Annotated in this window: 12 protein-coding genes and 1 pseudogene; 3 read left to right on the top strand and 10 right to left on the bottom strand. The window is 65.1% G+C overall.

The window, feature by feature from the left end; all coding sequences use genetic code 11:
- Nucleotides 1-148: 148 nt before the first annotated feature.
- The 5 genes from ABX298_RS22520 to peaA all read right to left on the bottom strand — a co-directional run bounded on the left by ABX298_RS22520 (nt 149) and on the right by peaA (nt 6486).
- Entirely contained in the window at nt 149-1822 is a 1674-nt protein-coding gene (locus ABX298_RS22520; RefSeq protein ID WP_367393670.1) for a fatty acid CoA ligase family protein, read from the bottom strand.
- A gap of 139 nt (nt 1823-1961) precedes the next feature.
- A complete protein-coding gene (gene peaD, locus ABX298_RS22515) occupies nt 1962-3083 on the bottom strand; it encodes a quinohemoprotein amine dehydrogenase subunit beta (protein ID WP_015270567.1) in 1122 nt (373 codons plus the stop codon).
- 32 nt (nt 3084-3115) lie between these two features.
- Complete coding sequence (qhpC, locus tag ABX298_RS22510) at nt 3116-3439, bottom strand: quinohemoprotein amine dehydrogenase subunit gamma (RefSeq protein WP_004375838.1); 324 nt, start codon at nt 3437-3439, stop codon at nt 3116-3118.
- A 1-nt stretch (nt 3440) separates the two neighbouring features.
- On the bottom strand, nt 3441-4871 hold the full coding sequence (gene peaB, locus ABX298_RS22505) for a quinohemoprotein amine dehydrogenase maturation protein (protein WP_013972844.1): 1431 nt from the start codon (nt 4869-4871) through the stop codon (nt 3441-3443).
- 49 nt (nt 4872-4920) lie between these two features.
- Nucleotides 4921-6486 (bottom strand): quinohemoprotein amine dehydrogenase subunit alpha, encoded by a 1566-nt coding sequence (gene peaA, locus ABX298_RS22500; protein ID WP_367393669.1) that lies wholly within the window; start codon nt 6484-6486, stop codon nt 4921-4923.
- Between the two features lie 493 nt (nt 6487-6979).
- On the opposite strand from peaA, the gene ABX298_RS22495 reads away from it, so the two are divergent.
- Together ABX298_RS22495 and ABX298_RS22490 are read left to right on the top strand one after the other, a co-directional pair.
- Nucleotides 6980-8473: an aldehyde dehydrogenase gene (locus ABX298_RS22495; RefSeq protein ID WP_367393668.1), complete on the top strand. Its 1494-nt coding sequence runs from the start codon at nt 6980-6982 to the stop codon at nt 8471-8473.
- A 152-nt stretch (nt 8474-8625) separates the two neighbouring features.
- Nucleotides 8626-9939, top strand: a complete 1314-nt coding sequence (locus ABX298_RS22490; RefSeq protein WP_085615438.1) for a hypothetical protein — start codon at nt 8626-8628, stop codon at nt 9937-9939.
- 119 nt (nt 9940-10058) lie between these two features.
- Here the strand turns inward: ABX298_RS22490 and ABX298_RS22485 are convergent, their stop codons facing one another.
- From ABX298_RS22485 to ABX298_RS22465, 5 genes are all read right to left on the bottom strand, one after another.
- Complete coding sequence (locus ABX298_RS22485; RefSeq protein ID WP_367393667.1) at nt 10059-11351, bottom strand: NAD(P)/FAD-dependent oxidoreductase; 1293 nt, start codon at nt 11349-11351, stop codon at nt 10059-10061.
- The gene (locus ABX298_RS22480) at nt 11344-12021 is read right to left on the bottom strand and encodes a S8 family serine peptidase (protein ID WP_367393666.1); all 678 of its coding nucleotides are present in this window, start codon (nt 12019-12021) and stop codon (nt 11344-11346) included. The genes ABX298_RS22485 and ABX298_RS22480 overlap by 8 nt, the downstream gene beginning before the upstream one ends.
- Nucleotides 12011-13744 carry an ABC transporter ATP-binding protein gene (locus tag ABX298_RS22475; RefSeq protein ID WP_367393665.1) on the bottom strand — a complete coding sequence of 578 codons (1734 nt, stop codon included), beginning with the start codon at nt 13742-13744 and terminating at the stop codon, nt 12011-12013. The genes ABX298_RS22480 and ABX298_RS22475 overlap by 11 nt, the downstream gene beginning before the upstream one ends.
- A gap of 1 nt (nt 13745) precedes the next feature.
- Nucleotides 13746-15656 carry a sigma-54-dependent Fis family transcriptional regulator gene (locus tag ABX298_RS22470; RefSeq protein ID WP_367393664.1) on the bottom strand — a complete coding sequence of 637 codons (1911 nt, stop codon included), beginning with the start codon at nt 15654-15656 and terminating at the stop codon, nt 13746-13748.
- 541 nt (nt 15657-16197) lie between these two features.
- Entirely contained in the window at nt 16198-17181 is a 984-nt protein-coding gene (locus ABX298_RS22465) for an IS5 family transposase (RefSeq protein ID WP_317409183.1), read from the bottom strand.
- A gap of 83 nt (nt 17182-17264) precedes the next feature.
- Between ABX298_RS22465 and ABX298_RS22460 the strand changes: the two are divergent.
- Nucleotides 17265-17372: pseudogene (locus tag ABX298_RS22460) on the top strand (IS5/IS1182 family transposase); the annotation flags it as partial.
- Nucleotides 17373-17915 lie beyond the last annotated feature (543 nt).

Below are 17915 nucleotides of genomic sequence, written 5' to 3'. Positions count from 1 at the left end.
ACCTGTGCAATACCTGTGGGAGCGGGTTTACCCGCGAAGAGGCCGGCACAGGCAGTAGATGCTCCCCACAGGTCTCCAATGCCCTTGAAGCCTGTGCAGTACCTGTGGGAGCGGGTTTACCCGCGAAGAGGCCAGCACAGGCGACACATCACCCGGCAGACAGCTCCTCGACACTGATCTCGCGCATGCGGAACTTCTGCACCTTGCCGGTCACCGTCATCGGGAATTCATCGACAAAGCGGAAGTACCGCGGCACCTTGAAGTGCGCTATCCGCGCCTTCGCCCACTCACGCAGTTCTTCCGCACTGGCTGCATGCCCCGGGTGCAGCCGCACCCAGGCCACGATCTCTTCACCGTACTTGCTGCACGGCACGCCAATCACCTGCACATCGGCCACCGCCGGGTGGGTGAAGAAGAACTCCTCCAGCTCGCGCGGGTAGATGTTCTCGCCGCCGCGAATGATCATGTCCTTGCTGCGCCCGACAATACGCACATAGCCCTGCTCGTCCATCACCGCCAGGTCGCCGGTGTGCATCCAGCCGTCCTCATCGATGCTTTCGGCCGTGGCCTTGGGGTTGTTCCAGTAGCCCAGCATCACGCTGTAACCCCGCGTGCACAGCTCGCCAATCTCGCCACGCGGCACGCTGTTGCCATCGGCATCGATCACCTTGTTCTCCAGCCGCGGCTGGGTGCGCCCGACGCTGGTCACGCGGCGCTCCAGGTCGTCGCTGGCGCCGGTCTGCAGCGACACCGGGCTGGTTTCGGTCATGCCATAGGCAATCTGCACCTCGGCCATGTGCATCTCGCCGATAACCCGGCGCATCACTTCGATCGGGCAGGTGGCACCGGCCATGATCCCGGTGCGCAGGCTCGACAGGTCGAACTCACCGCGCTGGGGGTGGTCCAGTTCGGCGATGAACATGGTCGGCACACCATACAACGCCGTGGCCTTTTCTTCCGCCACCGCACGCAGGGTGGCCAGCGGGTCGAAGGCGTCGTTGGGGTAGATCAGGGTGCTGCCGTGGGTCATGCAGCCGAGGTTGGCCATGACCATGCCAAAGCAGTGGTACAGCGGCACCGGCACCACCAGCCGGTCATGCTCGGTCAGGCCCAGGCTTTCACCGACCATGTAGCCGTTGTTGAGGATATTGCTGTGGCTGAGGGTGGCGCCTTTCGGGAAACCGGTGGTGCCCGAGGTGTACTGGATATTGATCGGGTCGTCGCAGCGCAGCTGTGCCTGGCGCTCGGCCAGGGCTTCGCGGCTGACGGCCGCGGCACGGGCCTGCAGGTCGTGCCAGGCCAGGAAGCCCGGCGGTGGCGCGACGGCCAGGCTGACCACACCGCGCAGTTCGGGGAAGCGTTCGCAGATCAGGGCGCCCGGCTGGCCGCCGGCCAGGCCCGGGACCAGCCCCAGCAGCATGGCGTGGTAGTCGGAGGTCTTGAACGCGTCGGCGCAGATCACCCAGCGGCAGCCGGACTGGCCGAGGGCGTAGTCCAGTTCGCTGGAGCGGTAGGCCGGGTTGATGTTGACCAGGATCGCGCCCACCTTGGCGCTGGCGAACTGGGTGATGCACCATTCTGCGCAGTTGGGTGCCCAGATACCGAGGCGGTCACCGGGCTGCACGCCCAGGGCCATCAGCGCACGGGCATGCTGGTCGACGGCTTCGGCCAGTTGCTGCCAGGTGTAGCGCAGGGCCTGGTGGCGGACGACCAGGGCGTCACGGTCGGGGAAGCGGGCGACGGTGGTGTCGAAGGCGTCGCCGATGCACTGGGTAAGCAGGGGTTTGTCCTGGTTGCCCTGGGAATAGCTTGGCTGGGGCATGGGCGGTCTCTTGTTGTTCTTGTGTTGATTGAGCGGGCCTCTTCGCGGGTAAACCCGCTCCCACAGGGACCGCACCACATTCAGCCCCTGTGGAGGTCCTTGTGGGAGCGGGTTTACCCGCGAAGAAAGCAACACCGGTTTAACGGATGAACACCTGCGGCGTAGTGGTGGACATGTCCCCACCCGGCAACTTGATGTTCTTCACTTTCTCCAGCGTATCCGGGTTGAACACCGCCAGGTCATTGAAGGTGCCGCCCAGGTACAACTTGTCGCCCTTCTTGTCGAAGGCCACGCAGTAGTAAGTGTGGTCCAGATTCGCCGCCTTGATCAGCTTGCGCTGTTTGAGGTCGTACTTGGCCAGGCGGTTGAGCACGCCGTAGATCTGGTTCGGGTCTTTCGGCGAACGCAGCCCGGTGAAGTACAGCTCGGTCAGGTCGGCAAATTCCTGGGTGTGGGTCTTGCCGGTCTTCAGGTCGACGCTCAGGTAGCCATACAGCAGATCGGCGGTGGCCGGGTCCTGCTTGTCATCCTTGAACCTGGCAATGGTGTACAGCATCGAGAACTCGTGGCGCGGGCTCTGGTGCGGCCAGAAGTACAGCACGTCCGGGGCGCTGTAGCCTTTGCGGTTCCAGTTGCGCAGCGGCAAGGCCACCGTGTACTTGCCGGTCTTCACGTCCATCTTGTAGATGTCCGGCCCGGCGACGTACAGGCTGCCATCGTCCGCCGCACGCATCAGGTACACCTGGCGCGGCATCGGGAAGGTGCGCACCGGCTTGGCCTCCAGGCCATCGGCGGTGCTGAACACTTCCAGCCGCGGTGGCTTGACCACGTAGTGGTCGTTCAGGCGCTGGGTCGGGTTGACCGTGGCGTACACTTCCTTGCCGTCCGGGCTGATGGCGAACGAGTACATCGACCGGCCCACCTCACCCGGCACACTGGACAGGTTGGCGTGGAAGGTGTTCTTGCAGGTGTCCAGGTCGATGCCGTAGATGTCGCCGTAGTGGTTGTTGAGCACGTAGGCGGTGCGGTTGTCCGGCGCCATCATCGCGGTGCCGGGGCCGAACTTGTCGGGCATCACGCAGCTCTTGTACACCGTGTCACTGGCCACATCGACCACGTGCAGGTTGTTCGGGTAGTTGGTCACGATCATGTATTCGTGGCCAGCCTTCAGCGCCGGCCCGGTGTCGGCGGCCTGTACCAGCCCGGCACAGGCCGTGGCGGCGATGGTGAGCGCGAGTGACGCGCAGCGTCCAGCTTTCATGCGGTTTCCCCTTGTCATTCTTGTTGGGCCGGTCACTTGTCTTTCGGGAACACGGTGCCGAGGTTGCGCCAGTCTTCCGCCGAGTTGCTCGCCTGGGCGTTCCAGTCCTGGTAGGTGCTCATCATGTCCGGCACCTGGGCCGGCCACCAGCAAGGGTCGGAGCAGCCATACAGGTCGGCCTCCATCGGCTGGCACAGCGAGCTCACGCCACCAAAGGCGTCCACTTCCCAGCCCGGGTCGGTGGTGGCGGTGCAGCCCGCCACTGCGCTCATGGCCATGACTTCTTCGACGCGGTCTTCGGCGGCGGCCTGCTCGAGGATGCGCGCCTTGTTGTTCAGGGGCTTCAAGTGCTTCATGTCAGTGCGCCTTCCGCGGGGTGATGTAGCGATCGATGAAGGCCGGGTTGGCGGCCATGATGCGGCTGTAGACTTCGATGCCGAAGTCGACCCAGTCGCGCATCAGTTCGCAATAGTGGTAGGTCGGGTGCTGCGGGTCGCCATAGCGGGCATAGCTTTCGTGGTAGCAGCCGCCGGAGCACAGGTTGCGGATGCGGCAGCTGTCGCAGCCGGTGTTGCTGCGGTCCAGGCGCTGCGACAGGAAGTCGTTGAGCTGCGCCTGCTTCACGCCCTGGTGCACATTGCCGAAGGTCGGCAGGCTGGAGCCGGTGAAGCGGTGGCACAGGTTCAGCTCGCCCTCATGGTCCACGGCCAGCATCTTCAGCCCGGCGCCGCACGGCAAGGCCTTCTTGTGGCCTTCGTGGATGTCGGTGATCAGCTGGTGCAGGTTGGAGAAGCCGATGTTGCGGTGCTCCAGCGCAGCCTCCAGGTAACGCCGGCCCAGCGCCTTCATGTTGGCGAACACCTGCACCAGTTCTTCGCCGGTGAGGTTGAAGTTGGCCATGTCGCCGGAAGTGACCGGGGCAAAGCCGACTTCAGCGAAGCCCAGTTCGTTGAACAGGTGGTTCCAGATGGTCTCGACGTCGGTGATGCCACGGGTCAGCGTGACCCGCGCACCCACCGGGCGGCTGTGGTAGCGCGACAGCAGCATGTCGACCTTGCGCCGCACCACGTCATAGGTGCCCTGCCCGCCCACGGTGATGCGGTTGCGGTCGTGCACGGTCTTGGGGCCGTCGATGCTGATCGACAGGCCGAAGCGGTGGGCATTGAGCCAGTCGATGATCTCTTCGGTGAGCAAGGTGGCATTGGTGGTCATGATGAACTCCACCTGCTTGCCCGCCTCGGCGAAGCGCCGCTCGCAGTAGGCGACCATGTGCTCGATCAGTGGCCGGTTGGACAGCGGCTCGCCACCGAAGAACACCACGCTGTAGCGCTGCTCGTCGGGCGACTCCTTGAGCAGCATCTCCACCGAAGCCTCGGCGGTGGCGGTACTCATCTTCTTGCCCGCGGACGGTTTGTCCAGGTCTTCCTTGTAGCAGTAGGTGCAGCTGAGGTTGCAGCCGGTGTTGACGTTGAGCACCACGGTGTTCAGCGCCGTGCGCTCGACCTGCTTGAGGGCGATTTCCGGGGTCAGCGGCGAGCCGTCGCTGACCAGCTCCAGCGCGATCAGCTCGCGCAGGGTGTCCTGGATATCGCTGCCGGCAAACTGCTGGCCAAGGCGCTGCATCAGCTCCTCGGCCGAGCAGCCTTGCTGGCGCAGGGTGTCGATGATGCCGCCGGTCACCGCGTCGGCGGTAAACAGCGAACTGCTGGGGATATGGAACAGCATGCGGTCGGCGTCGACCTGCACTTCATGCAGGTTGCGTTCGACCAGGTTCAGTAGCGCGCCCATGGCGACCTCCCGATAATCGATCCGTTGGAAAACCGTAAGCCCCCTGCCGTTACGGCAGCGGTGGGTTGTTCCAGCGCTGTACGGTGACGATCATGTGCCCTTCGCCAGTCTGGCCACCGTCGGCCAGGGTGGCGATGACCTTCAGGTTGCCGGCGTTGTTGGTCATCATCTTGCGCTCCGGGTTGGGGCCGGCACCGCCTGGCACGAACACGCCATCGGCCTGCATTTTCCCGGCGAACTTGACGTCTTCGTCCTCGACCGCACGCTCGTTGAACGGCTCGACCTTCCAGCTGGCCGGCAGGTAGCCGATGCGCAGCGGCTGGCCATTGGCGTCCTTGCCCCAGGCTTCGGCCTCGAAGCGGCCCTGCACCTTGGGCACCGAGGCGCCGTTTTCGCCGATGCGGGCGATGGAGAACGCCGGCACCACTTTCACTTCCTCGACCTTGTCGTACACCGCCAGGTTGACGCCCTTGAGCGCCCCTACGGCGACTTCGCGCTGGCCAGGCTTGGCATCGGCCGCGGCGCGGGCCTTCACCCGTACCAGGGTCGGGGTCTGCTCCAACACCTCGGTCACTTCCACGCCAGCGCCCAGGTCCGGTTTGCCGGCCAGGCCACTGCCGACCAGGGTGATCTCGCTTTCGCCACCGGCCTTGATGAATGCCGGTTGTACCGCCAGCAGGCGCGCCTTGCCCTCCTTCACCGCGATGAAGTCCAGGCCACGCTCATCGTGCTCGGCCTCGAACATGCGGCCCTTCATTTCGCCATCCAGCGCGGCGAACACCTGACGCAGGTTGGCGTCGCCGACCTTGACGTTGCCACGCCATTCATAGCCGTTGTAGAGGATCGCCGAACCGCTGCCATTGAACGGCGTGCCGTCGGCATAAGCGCCCTTGACCTCGACCTTGAAGGTGTCGCCCTGGTCAGGCGTGACGCTCATCACCCCGCGTACATCGCCCTTGGCCAGCATGTGGCCGCTGAATGCCCACTGGCCCGGCAGCGCATCGGCTTTGGGCCTGGCTTTCTGCCATTCGGCCCACGCCGCGCTTTCCAGCGGGTAGCGCTTGGCCAGGTCCGGCACCACTTGTTGCAGGGCGATCGGCAGCCAGTCGCGGTCACGCGCCTGGGCCTGGTATTCGAGGGACGGCCACTGGCCGAGATGGAAGTTGACCAGGTGCTCCCACTCCTTGGCCGGGCGCCGCTGCAAGGCGACACGGGCACCGGAGTGGCAACGGCCACAGGTTTCGCTGAGCTGGGTGTCGAACTGCTCGACGGTATTCAGCCGGCGCTCCATGGCATAACGCACGCCATCGGTTTCGCTGGGCGCCAGGCCCTGCTTGTCGGCCAGGTACTTGACCAGGGTGCGGCGGTCGTCGTCGCTGATCTGCAGGCCGTGCATCACCTGCATGCGGGCGATGCTCATCAGCCAGCCTTCCGGCGTCTTGCGCTGGTGGCTGATACGGCTGTAGGTGTCGTTGCCTTCGGGGATATGGCACCCCATGCACTTGTTCTGCAACAGGCTCGGGCCCTGCTCGGCCGCCATGGCCTGGGTGCTCAGCAGCGCGGCGGCGACCAGCGCCAGTTTGCCCGCATGCCGCCGGAGTCGAGTCGTCTTCAAGGTCAGACCTCCACGGTTGTTGTTCTTATCGTTTTCGCACGCTTTGGTACAGCAGGTGTGCATGTGACGGTTGTGATACAGGAACTGTGCCAGGTGCTGTAAAGGTGTTTTCTTTCAACCTTTTAGCCGGTTTTCCGGCCTTGGCCAGCAGCAGGTATGGCCAATTGCAGCGTGCCATTTCGCGACAGGGTGTTTCATCCTGAGACAAGGCCTGCTGCGCAGGCCAATCGCCGGCAAGCCAGCTCCCACAGGTACAGCACAGGCCTTCAAGGCAGTGGTTAACCTGTGGGAGCTGGCTTGCCGGCGATTGGCCCTTGATGCCACTGTTTCACCACCGTCTCACACCGTCTCAATGTGCAACAGCGCAACCCTGCAATCCCAACCTTGCACCAGGACAAAACCCAACCCGTTCAACGGCTTGCGGCCATCTACCGACCTTGGCACGCCCATTGCGCCTATGCCTGTCACATCCAATGACAAGAGGCACCGTCCCATGCTTTCCGAACTGCCCATCCTGCCCGCCACCCGCGCCTTTCTCGAACGCAAGCTGAAGATGCGCATCGGCGCCGACTGGCAGGACGCCGCCAGCGGTCGCACCCTGTCGTTCCGCAACCCGGCCACTGGCGAGGTACTGGGTGAAGTGCCCGCCGCCGAGGCCGAAGATGTCGACCGCGCCGTGCGCGCCGCGCGCCAGGCCTTCGATGATTCGCCGTGGAGCCGCCTGCGCCCACGCGAACGGCAGAACCTGCTGTGGCGCCTGGCCGACCTGATGGAGCGCGACGCCCGCCAGCTGGCCGAACTGGAATGCCTGAACAACGGCAAGAGCGCCGCCGTTGCCCAGGTGATGGACGTGCAACTGGCCATCGACTTCCTGCGCTACATGGCCGGCTGGGCCACCAAGATCGAGGGTAGCACCGTCGAAGCCTCGATGCCGTTGATGCCCAACGACCAGTTTCATGGTTTCGTGCGGCGCGAGGCAGTGGGCGTGGTCGGCGCCATCGTCGCCTGGAACTTCCCGTTGCTGCTGGCCTGCTGGAAGCTCGGCCCGGCCCTGGCTACCGGTTGCACCGTAGTGCTCAAACCTGCGGACGAAACACCGCTGAGCGTGCTCAAGCTGGCTGAGCTGGTGGACGAAGCCGGCTACCCGGCTGGTGTGTTCAACGTGGTCACCGGCACCGGCCTGAACGCTGGCGCCGCACTCAGCCGCCACCCCGGCGTGGACAAGCTGACCTTTACCGGCTCCACCGAGGTCGGCAAGCTGATCGGCAAGGCGGCCATGGACAACATGACCCGCGTCACCCTGGAACTCGGCGGCAAGTCGCCGACCATCGTCATGCCCGACGCCAACCTGCAGGAAGCCGCGGCCGGCGCTGCCACGGCGATCTTCTTCAACCAGGGCCAGGTGTGCTGTGCCGGGTCCCGCCTGTACGTGCACCGCAAGCACTTCGACAACGTGGTGGCCGACATCGCCGGCATCGCCAACGGCATGAAGCTGGGCAGCGGCCTGGACCCGGCAGTGCAGATGGGCCCGCTGATCTCGGCCAAGCAGCAGGACCGCGTCACCGGCTACATCGAGCTTGGCCGCGAGCTGGGCGCGACCATCGCCTGCGGTGGCGAAGGCTTCGGGCCGGGCTACTTCGTAAAGCCAACGGTGATCGTCGATGTCGACCAGCACCACCGCCTGGTGCAGGAAGAGATCTTCGGCCCGGTGCTGGTGGCGATGCCGTTCGATGACATCGACGAAGTGATCGGCATGGCCAACGACAACCCCTATGGCCTGGGTGCGAGCATCTGGTCCAACGACCTGGCCGCCGTGCACCGTATGATCCCACGCATCAAGTCGGGGTCGGTGTGGGTCAACTGCCACAGCGCCCTCGACCCTGCCTTGCCCTTTGGCGGCTACAAGATGTCCGGCGTCGGCCGTGAGATGGGGGCGGCTGCCATCGAGCACTACACCGAGCTGAAGTCGGTGTTGATCAAGCTCTGATCTTCAGCCTGTACCGGCCCTTTCGCGGGTAAACCCGCTCCCACAGGATCACCACAGGCCTGAACACTGTGGGGTCCCTGTGGGAGCGGGTTCACCCGCGAAGAGGCCGGCACAGGCAACCCGAAAACAACAACAAAAACATGGAGCACACCATGAGGCACAAACTCGCCTGCACATTGGCCCTGCTGTTCGCCGCCCCGGTCACCCAGGCCTACGAGCTGTACAACCACGACGGCACCACCCTCAACGCCGACCTCGAAGCCCTGTTCGGCGCCTTCCACAGTGACGAAAGCTTCAACCTGGCCGGCAACCGCAAGCCCGGCAGTACCGCCTGGCAGGAAGGCTACGTCAAATATGGCCTCAGCGGCAGCCAGGCCCTGGCCGACAGCGGCGCGCTCTACGGCGCCTTCAACCTGCTCAGCTCCGCCACCTGGGGCGACGGCGATGCCGCCGGCCTGACCCTGGGTGACGAGCGCCGCACCGCCATCGAAGACCTGTACCTGGGCTGGCGCTCGGCCAACCTGTTCCCGGCCCTGGGCGAAGACGGCGTGGACATTTCCGGCGGCCGCCAGGTGGTGACCTTGGGCGACGGCTTCCTGATCCAGGGCGACCCGGTGAACCTGGGCAAGGTCGACCTGGGCGCCAACTTCGACCGCGGCGGCGCCTACTACCTGGCCGCACGCAAGGCCTTCGACCGCACCGCCGTGCTGCGCCTGGGCGGCAAGCAAGGCTGGCGCAGCGACCTGATGTGGCTGAAGTCCGACAACCACTACCAGGCCGACACCTCGCTGGCGGTGGCCAACCTGGAGCATGTCGCCGACGCCGGCACCGTCGGCCTGAGCTGGATCCGCGGCCTCGACGTGGACCAGCGCTACGCGCAGATCATGGGCCTGGAACACCGCGACGGCATGGACACCGCCAGCCTGCGTGGGCGTGGCAACCTGGGGGTGAAAGACCTGGAGCTGGCCGCCGAGTACGTGACCCAGGACAAAACCGGCGGGCGGGAGAACGCCTGGTACCTGGAAGGCAACTGGACCTTTTCCGAACTGCCCTGGTCCCCCACCGCCACCTACCGCTACAGCCGCTTTTCCGAAGACTTCGACCCGCTGTTCTATGGCCTGAGCCGTGGCTATGGCACCTGGTTCCAGGGTGAGGTGGCAGCCAACTACGCCGGGCCGTTCAACAGCAACAGCCAGGTGCACCACGTGGCGCTGAAGGGCAAGCCACGGGACAACCTGACCGTCGGCGCGCTGTACTTCGACTTCGATACGCTGGACACCGACCAAGGCAACCTGGGCGGGCGGGAGCTGGACCTGTATGTGGAATGGATGGTCAACGATCACCTGCTGATCAGCCCGCTGGTAGGGTTCTACAAGCCGGAGCGCAGCGCGGCCAATGGCGGGACGCAGCTGGGCGGGCGGGATACCGGGACCTACATGCAGCTGATCGTCGGGACATTCTTCTGATTCAAGGGCCCTATCGCCGGCAAGCCAGCTCCCACAGGTACAATACAAGCCTCCGGCTCTGTGGCAACCTGTGGGAGCTGGCTTGCCGGCGAAAGGGCCGCAAAGCGGCCCCGGCAATCTCAAACCAAGCCCTGCTCCAACAACCACCGCCGCACCATCACCTGCTGCTCCCCTGGCAAGCCTGACAACACTGCCTCGAGAGGTCGGCCGCTACGCAGCCCCCGCACCACCGGCGCCAGCTCCACCCCCTGCAAATGCCACACCCCCAACGGCTGATCCGCCGTCACCACCACCTCGGCCTCATCCACCAACCCATCACGCAACACCGGCCGCCGCTCGACCCTCACCGCGCTCCAGTCCGCCGCCACGTGCAATGCCTGCATGTCCGGCCACCCCTGCCGCCGCGCCCAGAATGGCTGCCCCACCCGACCCTGCTCTTGCCCATAGAAATCCCGCCCGATCCGGGCAAAACGCAAAAACAGCTGTTCGATCCGTTGCTGGTGAAACTGCCGCGCCAACCCGGCCCGCTCGGGCCTGCGCAGCAAGGTATTGATCACCACCGGCGCCTGCAGCGCCGAAGACAGCGACTGGAAGATCCCGTTGCCCGACAGTGGGTCAACGGCCATCGCGGCATCGCCCACGCGTATCCAGTCCTGCCCGACGCACTCACCGGCCAGAATCGCGGTGCTGCTGCGCGCATGCACCTCTGCCGGCGCCAATGCCCTGGCATCGAACAGCTCGGCCACCAGCGCGCTGCCGGCTCGCCGCGCCGCACAGTAATCCGCCAAGCCGGCCTTGCCCGGCAGCCCGGCCGCGTCCAGGGTGACTTGCCAGTAGCAGCGGCCGTCTTCCAGGCGCGCCATCCACGCCCAGCCATCCGCCAGGCTCTCCACCGCCGACGCGGGCGCCCCGGGGGCGGCCTGCCAGACATTGAGCAAGCTGACCGTCTCCGGCCCGCGCAGGCGGTCGGCAGCCAGCGGGGCCTGGCGGCCTCGGGCTTCGACCAGGAAATCGGCCTGCAGTACCTGCCCGTCGTCCAGGCGAATACCATGGCCGACTTCGCGAACCACCTCACGCACCCGCCCCTCGACCACGCTCACACCCGCACGCTGAAGGTCGTCGCGCAGCGCCCGGTCAAACCTTTGCCGATCCAGCAGAAACTCCTGGTTCAGGTGCAGTTGCTGGCCGTTCCAGTGCACTTGCCGAGTCGCCGGCATCGCCGCCTGGCGCCACGCCCCGCCAAGGCCGGCGTGGCGCAGACCGTCCAGCACCCGCTGCGAAACCCCTTCGAGCGCGGCGAACCGGCGCCACTCGGACACCACCGTCACCGCATAGCCCAGCCGCCGCAGGCCAATGGCCGTGGCCGCACCCGCAGGGCCTGCCCCCAGCACCACAATGCGTGGTTCAGCCATGGCCGGCACCTCGTCGCTCGGGGCCGGTAAACGCCGCGTGGTGGCGTAACCAGTCATGAACCTGCTGGTGGCCCATGCCCGGCTCATTACGCAGCAACGCAGCGATCCTGCCACTCAGGGCCGCACAGCCCAGGCTCGCGCCCGCCCTGCCGCCCACGCCCACATAACCGCCAAAGTCCGCCTGCCGGGTACCCAGCCAGGACCACTGCCCCGGTGCACAGCGGGCATCGCCGGTAACCCGGATCACTCCGGGGTAGCTGGCCGGATACACCGGCCCGCCCTGGGCCGGACTGGAGGCGCACAACAGCACACCCGCAGCCAAAGCCTCGGCGCAGGCCTGGTGCAGCACAGGCCGGTCCTGCTGCAGGCCAAGGCTGAGGTTGACCAGCGTAACCCCCGCCTCCACCAGCCACAGCAGCGCGGCCGCCACCTGCAAGGCACTGGTGCTGGCCTGGGCGCCGAAAACCTGGGCCAGCAGCACGGGCACCGGCCCGGCCTCCCGCTGCAAGCCGGCGAGCACCGCGCTACCGTGCCCAAGCTGGTCAGGCAGCATGTCACCTTCGCGCAACTGGCCGTCCTCCAGCCAGAAGCGGCGCGCGCCCAGCAAGGCGCTGGCCTGCTCCGGCGTGCAACCACTGTCGATCACGCCAACACGCACATCAGTGCCCATGCTTGATCACCTCCTCGGGCAGCACCTGCAACTGGCCAGCGTGCAGCTGCAGGTGCAGGTCGGCATCGGCCAGGGTCGAAGCACGGTGGCTGATCAGGATGCGCGTGCGGCCGGCGAACAGCTGGTCGATGGCCGCGATCACTTCGCGCTCGGTGGCTTCGTCCACCGCCGAGGTGGCCTCGTCCAGTACCAGGATCGCCGGCGCCTGCAGCACGGCGCGGGCAATGGCAATGCGTTGTTTCTGCCCACCGGACAACTGCTGGCCACGCTCACCCAGCAGGCCGTCCAGGCCCAGCGGCAGGCTGTCGACCAGGCTGTCCAGCCGCGCCAGGCGCACCACCCGTTCCAGTTCCTCACGGCTGGCCTCGGGCACGCCGTAGGCCAGGTTCTGTGCCAGGGTGCCGCGGAACAGCACGATATCCTGGCTGACCACCGCAATGCGCCGGCGCAGCGCCGCCAGGTCCAGTTCGCGCAGGTCGGTGCCGTCCAGCAGGATGCGCCCGGCGTCCGGGTCGTAGAAGCGCTGCAGCAGGTCGATCAGGGTCGACTTGCCCACCCCCGAGGCACCGCTGATGGCCACCTTCAGGCCACCCGGCACGCACACCTGCACATCGTTCAGCACCGCGCCCTGGCGCCCTTCATGGGCAAAACTCACCCCCTCGAGGCGCAATTCGCCCGGGCCGTCGGGAATCGGCTGCGGGTTGGCTGCCGGGCGCACGGCCACGGCCTCCTGCTTCAGTTCCATCACCCGCCCCAGGCTCACCGCCATGCGCTGCACCGCCACGTACAGGCCCAGCAGGCTCTGCACCGGCCCTACCGCCATGCCCATGTAGGTGGAAAAGGCGATCAGCGCACCCAACTGCCAAGTACCCTGAATCACCCACCAGCCGCCGACCAGGAACGCGCAGGCGCGGCACCAGGAGGTCAGCGTGCCGGGGATGGCCTGGGTGAAGAATTCGGTCACCTGCACCTTGAGCAGCTGGCGCATGTAGCCCTGGCCCAGCTGGTCCAGGCGCCCCGCCTCGCGGCCTTGCTGGCCGGCGGCCTGGATGAACTTCATTGCCGGCAGGGTTTCGACCAGGAACGACGACACATCTGCCGAGCGTTCGCGCAGGTTGCGTACTTCACGCTCCACCTTGCGCCGCATCCAGCGCAGCCACAGCACTTCGATCGGCACCAGCAGCGCCAGCAGCAGCGACAGTTGCCACGACAGCATCAGCATCAACACCACCGCCCCCACCAGACCGATCACCGCCGACACCGCCGAAAACAGCGAATCCACGGCAAAGCGCTGGATTTCCGCCACATCGCCATCCAGCCGCGAAAGGATGTCGCCGATGCGCCGCCGCCCGTAGAACGTCGGCGACAGCTGCTGAAGGTGGCGGTAAAGGTCGTCGCGCAGGGCAAACAGAATGCGCCCCGACAAGCGCGTGTGCAGGTAACGGTTGACCCCGGCCAGCACGGTACCCAGCAGGCCCGCGCTGATCATGATCGCGGCCATGTGCCAGAGGGTCTGGTAGTCCTTGGCCAGCAGCCCCTCGTCGATCAGCGTCTTGACCAGCCAGGGTTGCGCCAGCGCCAGCAACGAGGCGCCCAGCGACAAACCGAGCAACAGGCCGATGGCACGTCGATGGGGGCGCACGAAACCATACAGCCAGGCCAACGCCTGGCGCATGAGCACAGGGTCGCTGGACTCCACCAGCCGGGCGAACAGGCCGCCCACGTCAGCCGCGCAACTGTTTGAGCTTGCGGTACAGCGTCGCCCGGCTGATACCCAGCGCCTCGGCCGCTGCAGACACGTTGCCCTGATGGCGCGCCAAGGCGCCACGGATCAGCTCCAGCTCGTTGTCCTTGAGGCTGCCGGAAGGCGCAGTGCCGCTGGCCAGTTCGTCCAGCAGGCAGTCGGTGAGGTGATCGAGGGTCAGCACCTGCTCGCCGTCCTCGCGCATGGCCAGCGCGGTGCGCACGACCATTTCCAGCTGGCGGATGTTGCCCGGCCAGTCGAAGCCTTCGAGCAACGCGGTCAGGGCCGGGTCCAAGGTCACGCCCCGGGCATCGGACTTGTCCAGCAGCCCCTGGATGATCGCCGCCAGGTCATCACGCTCGCGCAGTGCCGGCAGGCGCAGCGACACGCCGTTGACCCGGTAGTAAAGGTCTTCGCGGAAGTGCTGCTCCAGCACCAGGCGCTTGAGGTCGCGGTGCGTGGCACAGATCAATGCCACGTCGATGTCCTGCTCGTCGCCCGCCCCCAGTGGTGCCACGCGCCGTTCCTGCAGTACCCGCAACAAGCGCGCCTGCAGCGCTAGCGGCATGTCGCCGATTTCGTCGAGGAACAGCGTGCCGCCATGGGCCTGCATCAGCCGGCCGACCATGCCGCCCCGGCGCGAACCGGTGAACGCACCTTCACGGTAGCCGAACAGTTCGGACTCGATCAGCCCTTCGGGGATGGCCGCGCAGTTGACGGCCACGAACGGTTTGTCGGCGCGCGGGCTGGCCTGGTGCAGGGCCCGGGCGACGACTTCCTTGCCGGTACCGGTCTCGCCCAGCAGCAGCACCGGCAGGCCATTGCCCAACCCCTGGCGGGCCATGCGCAGGTTGCGCGCCAGGCGCGGGTCGCCACCGGCCAGGGCGTCGAGCGCCGGCGACTGCTTGCCCGGCGCCGGCTTGCTCACCGGCGTACTGCCGTTGACCCGGCCGTGGCGCGGCAACTGCAGGGCGCGGAAGTAGAACTCGCCCTTGGCCGTTTGCACACTGCTCACCCCGCCCTGCCACAGGCGGGCGATGAAGGCCGGTGACCGTTCACCCAGCAGGTCGCTGCTGCGCCGGCCCAACAGCTCATGGCGCGGCACCTGCAACAGCTGGCAGGCACTGTCGTTGGCGGCCAGCACTTCACCGTCCAGGCTCAGCGCCAGCAGGCCATGCCAGGCGCTGTTGAGGTATTGCGGGCGGCTGTGGAAGGCCAGCACCAATTGCTCCGGGTGGCACAGGCCGAACATGCGGCTTTCGATGTTGCCGGCCGCCAGCATCAGCGTCGACAGGCTGTCCTGTGGTTGCGCCATCACCCCTTCACGGGTGATGTCGAGCACGCCGATCACCTCGCCGCGCGGGTCGCGCAGGGGTACCGAAGTGCAGGAGAACGGGCTGAGGCGGTCGAGGTAATGTTCGCCGCAGTTGATCAAGGTCGGCCGGCCTTCCACCACTGCCGTGCCGATCGCGTTGGTGCCACGCAGTGATTCGCTCCAGCAACTACCCGGGTGCAGGTCGCGCAGGCCCTCGCGTTGCAGCACGTGCTTCTGCCCTTCGATGGCCAGCACATTGGCCTGGGCGTCGCCGAGAATGACGATGCCGGCCTTGCCCTGGCGCGCGACCAGGTAGTCCAGTTCGGGGGTAACGGCGTCGACCAGCAGGCGGTTGCGCTCCAGCAGCATGCGCAGGTCGTGGCCCTGCTCCAGGCCCAGGCCGACCTGCTCGCCCTGCAGGCAGTCCAGGCCATGGCCCAGGCTGCGGCGCCAGGAGGCATCGATCTCGTCGCGCAGCATGCCCAGTGGCAGCTCGCCTTCGCTGGCCAGCTTCAGGCGGGCCTGGCGGGATTCGTGCAGCGGGTCGTGGGCGTTTGTTATTAGTTGTCGCGCCATTTTCTACTCCGGCTGTACCCCGCTAGGTGGCGGGGAACGGGCTTGGGAATTTTCCGCAGTGTGCGGGAGAAATCCCTGGCCGTCATCAGGCTGAGGTAGAAGGTGGCATATGGTGACGTTTACGTAAAGGGACACGCAGGAGCGCCGCCTTGCTCAAGATCTGAAAGCTTGCACAAGCTCTGTGGGAACGGGTTCACCCGCGAGAAGGCCGTCGAGCTCGATCTGTTTTGCGACTCGGCCAGAAAGTGATGGAACTCCAAGGGGTAGGGTTAATTCGGTTCCAACGATGGTCAACGGTGTATCAACGGTTCCAATTGAGCAACGGTATCAGCGATTCATTGGGTGCCTCGAAACTTTGATACCAGCTTTGATAGGGCACCATGCATTATGTGCGCGCGCGCGTCGGAAATGCCTTCTGCCCTTAGGGAAACTCCGAACAAGTCGCCCACCAATCGGAAATGTACGGCTTGGGAATGCCGAAAAGCCCGATTTTCAGCCGCTGATTATTGGATAACCAAGGCAAAGCCTTGGTTATCTGCCCTCACGGGCGCACCTCTCCCGCAGCTGGCAATAATTGCCGGCGCACCATCCACAGATTCGACAGTGCAAACAGCGTGGTCAATTGCGCCGTATTCTTGGCCAAGCCACGGAAGCGGGTTTTCACATAGCCGAATTGGCGCTTGATCACACGGAATGGATGTTCGACCTTCGCTCGCGCCTGCGCTTTGACCTTCTCGATCTTACGTCTGGCTTTGTAGAGCACGCTGCGTTTGCTCAAGTGCTTGTAGGTACTGCGGCGGGCTGCGATCTGCCAGATCACCGGCCGCCCATCATGCTCCGGCCTTTTCTCCACGCCGGTATAACCCGCATCGGCACAGATAAAATTTTCTTCGCCATGCAACAGGTGAGCGACCTCCGTTACATCAGCCACATTCGCCGCTGTGCCGTGCACGTGGTGCACCAGGCCCGACTCGGCATCGGCACCGATATGCGCCTTCATGCCGAAGAAATACTGATTACCCTTCTTCGTCTGATGCATTTCAGGATCGCGTTTGCCTTCCTTGTTCTTGGTCGAACTGGGGGCGTGGATGATGGTGGCGTCGACGATGGTGCCCTGGCGCAACGACAGGCCCTTGTCTCGCAGGTAATTGTTGATGGTTTCCAGAATGCCCGACGCCAGTTGCTGCTTCTCCAGCAGGTGCCGGAAATTCATGATGGTCGTGTCTTCGGGGATCGGAGCGCTGAGCTTCAGTCGAGCAAACTGGCGCATTGAAGTGATCTCGTACAGCGCCTCTTCCATGGCTGGGTCGCCCAACCAGAACCAGTTCTGCAGCAGGTGAATGCGCAGCATGGTTTCCAGAGGATACGGCTTGCGACCACCGCCGGCCTTTGGGTAGTGCGGCTCAATCAACGCCATCAAACCGCTCCACGGAACCACCAACTCCATCTCGGCCAGGAAACGCTCGCGGCGGGTTTGCTTGCGCTTACCGGCGTACTCGAAATCGGAAAAGCTCATCTGACTCATGGGATGGAGGGCTTGTAGAGGGCAGTTGGACGAAGGGCTATTTCAGCACAGGTCAGATGGTCTGTGCTGACTTGATCGGAGAATCCCTAGGCCGCAGTCGCGGCGGACTGACAACCAAGATCCACATGCTCTGCGACGCTAACGGGACACCCCTGCGTTTTCTCCTCTCTGGCGGACAAGCCAGTGACATCTAAGCCCAGCTACTGGACGAGGTCAGCATTCCATCAGGCCAGCAGTGGCTGGGCATATGAGGTCAGGTGCCCGGCGAAAAGGCTGGGGCATGGCTTGGGTTTTGGGTGGGGGCTGACATCGTGCCGCGCGGCCGGCGCTCGATGTCACTGGCGCCAAGCCCGTAAGACACCGGAGATCGTCTTCCGCCCAACCAGCCGCTACCTCTCCCCCATCCAGCAACGCCTCCACCACCGCCTTGGCCGAATCCAGCCCATGGTTCATTGCTCAACAAAGATCACTACAGGTCCCCCCTGGCCAGCTCCAGCAAAAACGGTGGATGGCTGCATTCGCACCTGGAGAAACTGGAGCACGCCGTGGTGGCGCGTACGGGACAGTCAACTCCCGAAGCAGAGTAACTGACATTTTTGCTAGGTGACAAACACTCAGAACTGAATAAAGCTCAAGGCACCGAAGTTTTTTATGTGCAGTACCGGGCATGCCACATATTTATCTCAGGGTCCTACGCTCTGTGTGAAAAGTCTTGAGACTCAGGCCAGGCAAAG

Origin of the sequence: Pseudomonas sp. X4, from assembly GCF_040784925.1 — a bacterium.
Taxonomy (GTDB): Bacteria; Pseudomonadota; Gammaproteobacteria; order Pseudomonadales; family Pseudomonadaceae; genus Aquipseudomonas; species Aquipseudomonas putida_Z.
This window is presented reverse-complemented; position numbering and strand designations above follow the sequence as displayed.

What these genes read in the sequence shown, in the direction of transcription:
- ABX298_RS22520 (WP_367393670.1), bottom strand. Translation starts at nt 1,822, where the DNA reads ATGCCCCAGCCAAGCTATTCCCAGGGCAACCAGGACAAACCCCTGCTT.
- peaD (WP_015270567.1), bottom strand. Translation starts at nt 3,083, where the DNA reads ATGAAAGCTGGACGCTGCGCGTCACTCGCGCTCACCATCGCCGCCACG.
- qhpC (WP_004375838.1), bottom strand. Translation starts at nt 3,439, where the DNA reads ATGAAGCACTTGAAGCCCCTGAACAACAAGGCGCGCATCCTCGAGCAG.
- peaB (WP_013972844.1), bottom strand. Translation starts at nt 4,871, where the DNA reads ATGGGCGCGCTACTGAACCTGGTCGAACGCAACCTGCATGAAGTGCAG.
- ABX298_RS22495 (WP_367393668.1), top strand. Translation starts at nt 6,980, where the DNA reads ATGCTTTCCGAACTGCCCATCCTGCCCGCCACCCGCGCCTTTCTCGAA.
- ABX298_RS22490 (WP_085615438.1), top strand. Translation starts at nt 8,626, where the DNA reads ATGAGGCACAAACTCGCCTGCACATTGGCCCTGCTGTTCGCCGCCCCG.
- ABX298_RS22485 (WP_367393667.1), bottom strand. Translation starts at nt 11,351, where the DNA reads ATGGCTGAACCACGCATTGTGGTGCTGGGGGCAGGCCCTGCGGGTGCG.
- ABX298_RS22480 (WP_367393666.1), bottom strand. Translation starts at nt 12,021, where the DNA reads ATGGGCACTGATGTGCGTGTTGGCGTGATCGACAGTGGTTGCACGCCG.
- ABX298_RS22470 (WP_367393664.1), bottom strand. Translation starts at nt 15,656, where the DNA reads ATGGCGCGACAACTAATAACAAACGCCCACGACCCGCTGCACGAATCC.
- ABX298_RS22465 (WP_317409183.1), bottom strand. Translation starts at nt 17,181, where the DNA reads ATGAGTCAGATGAGCTTTTCCGATTTCGAGTACGCCGGTAAGCGCAAG.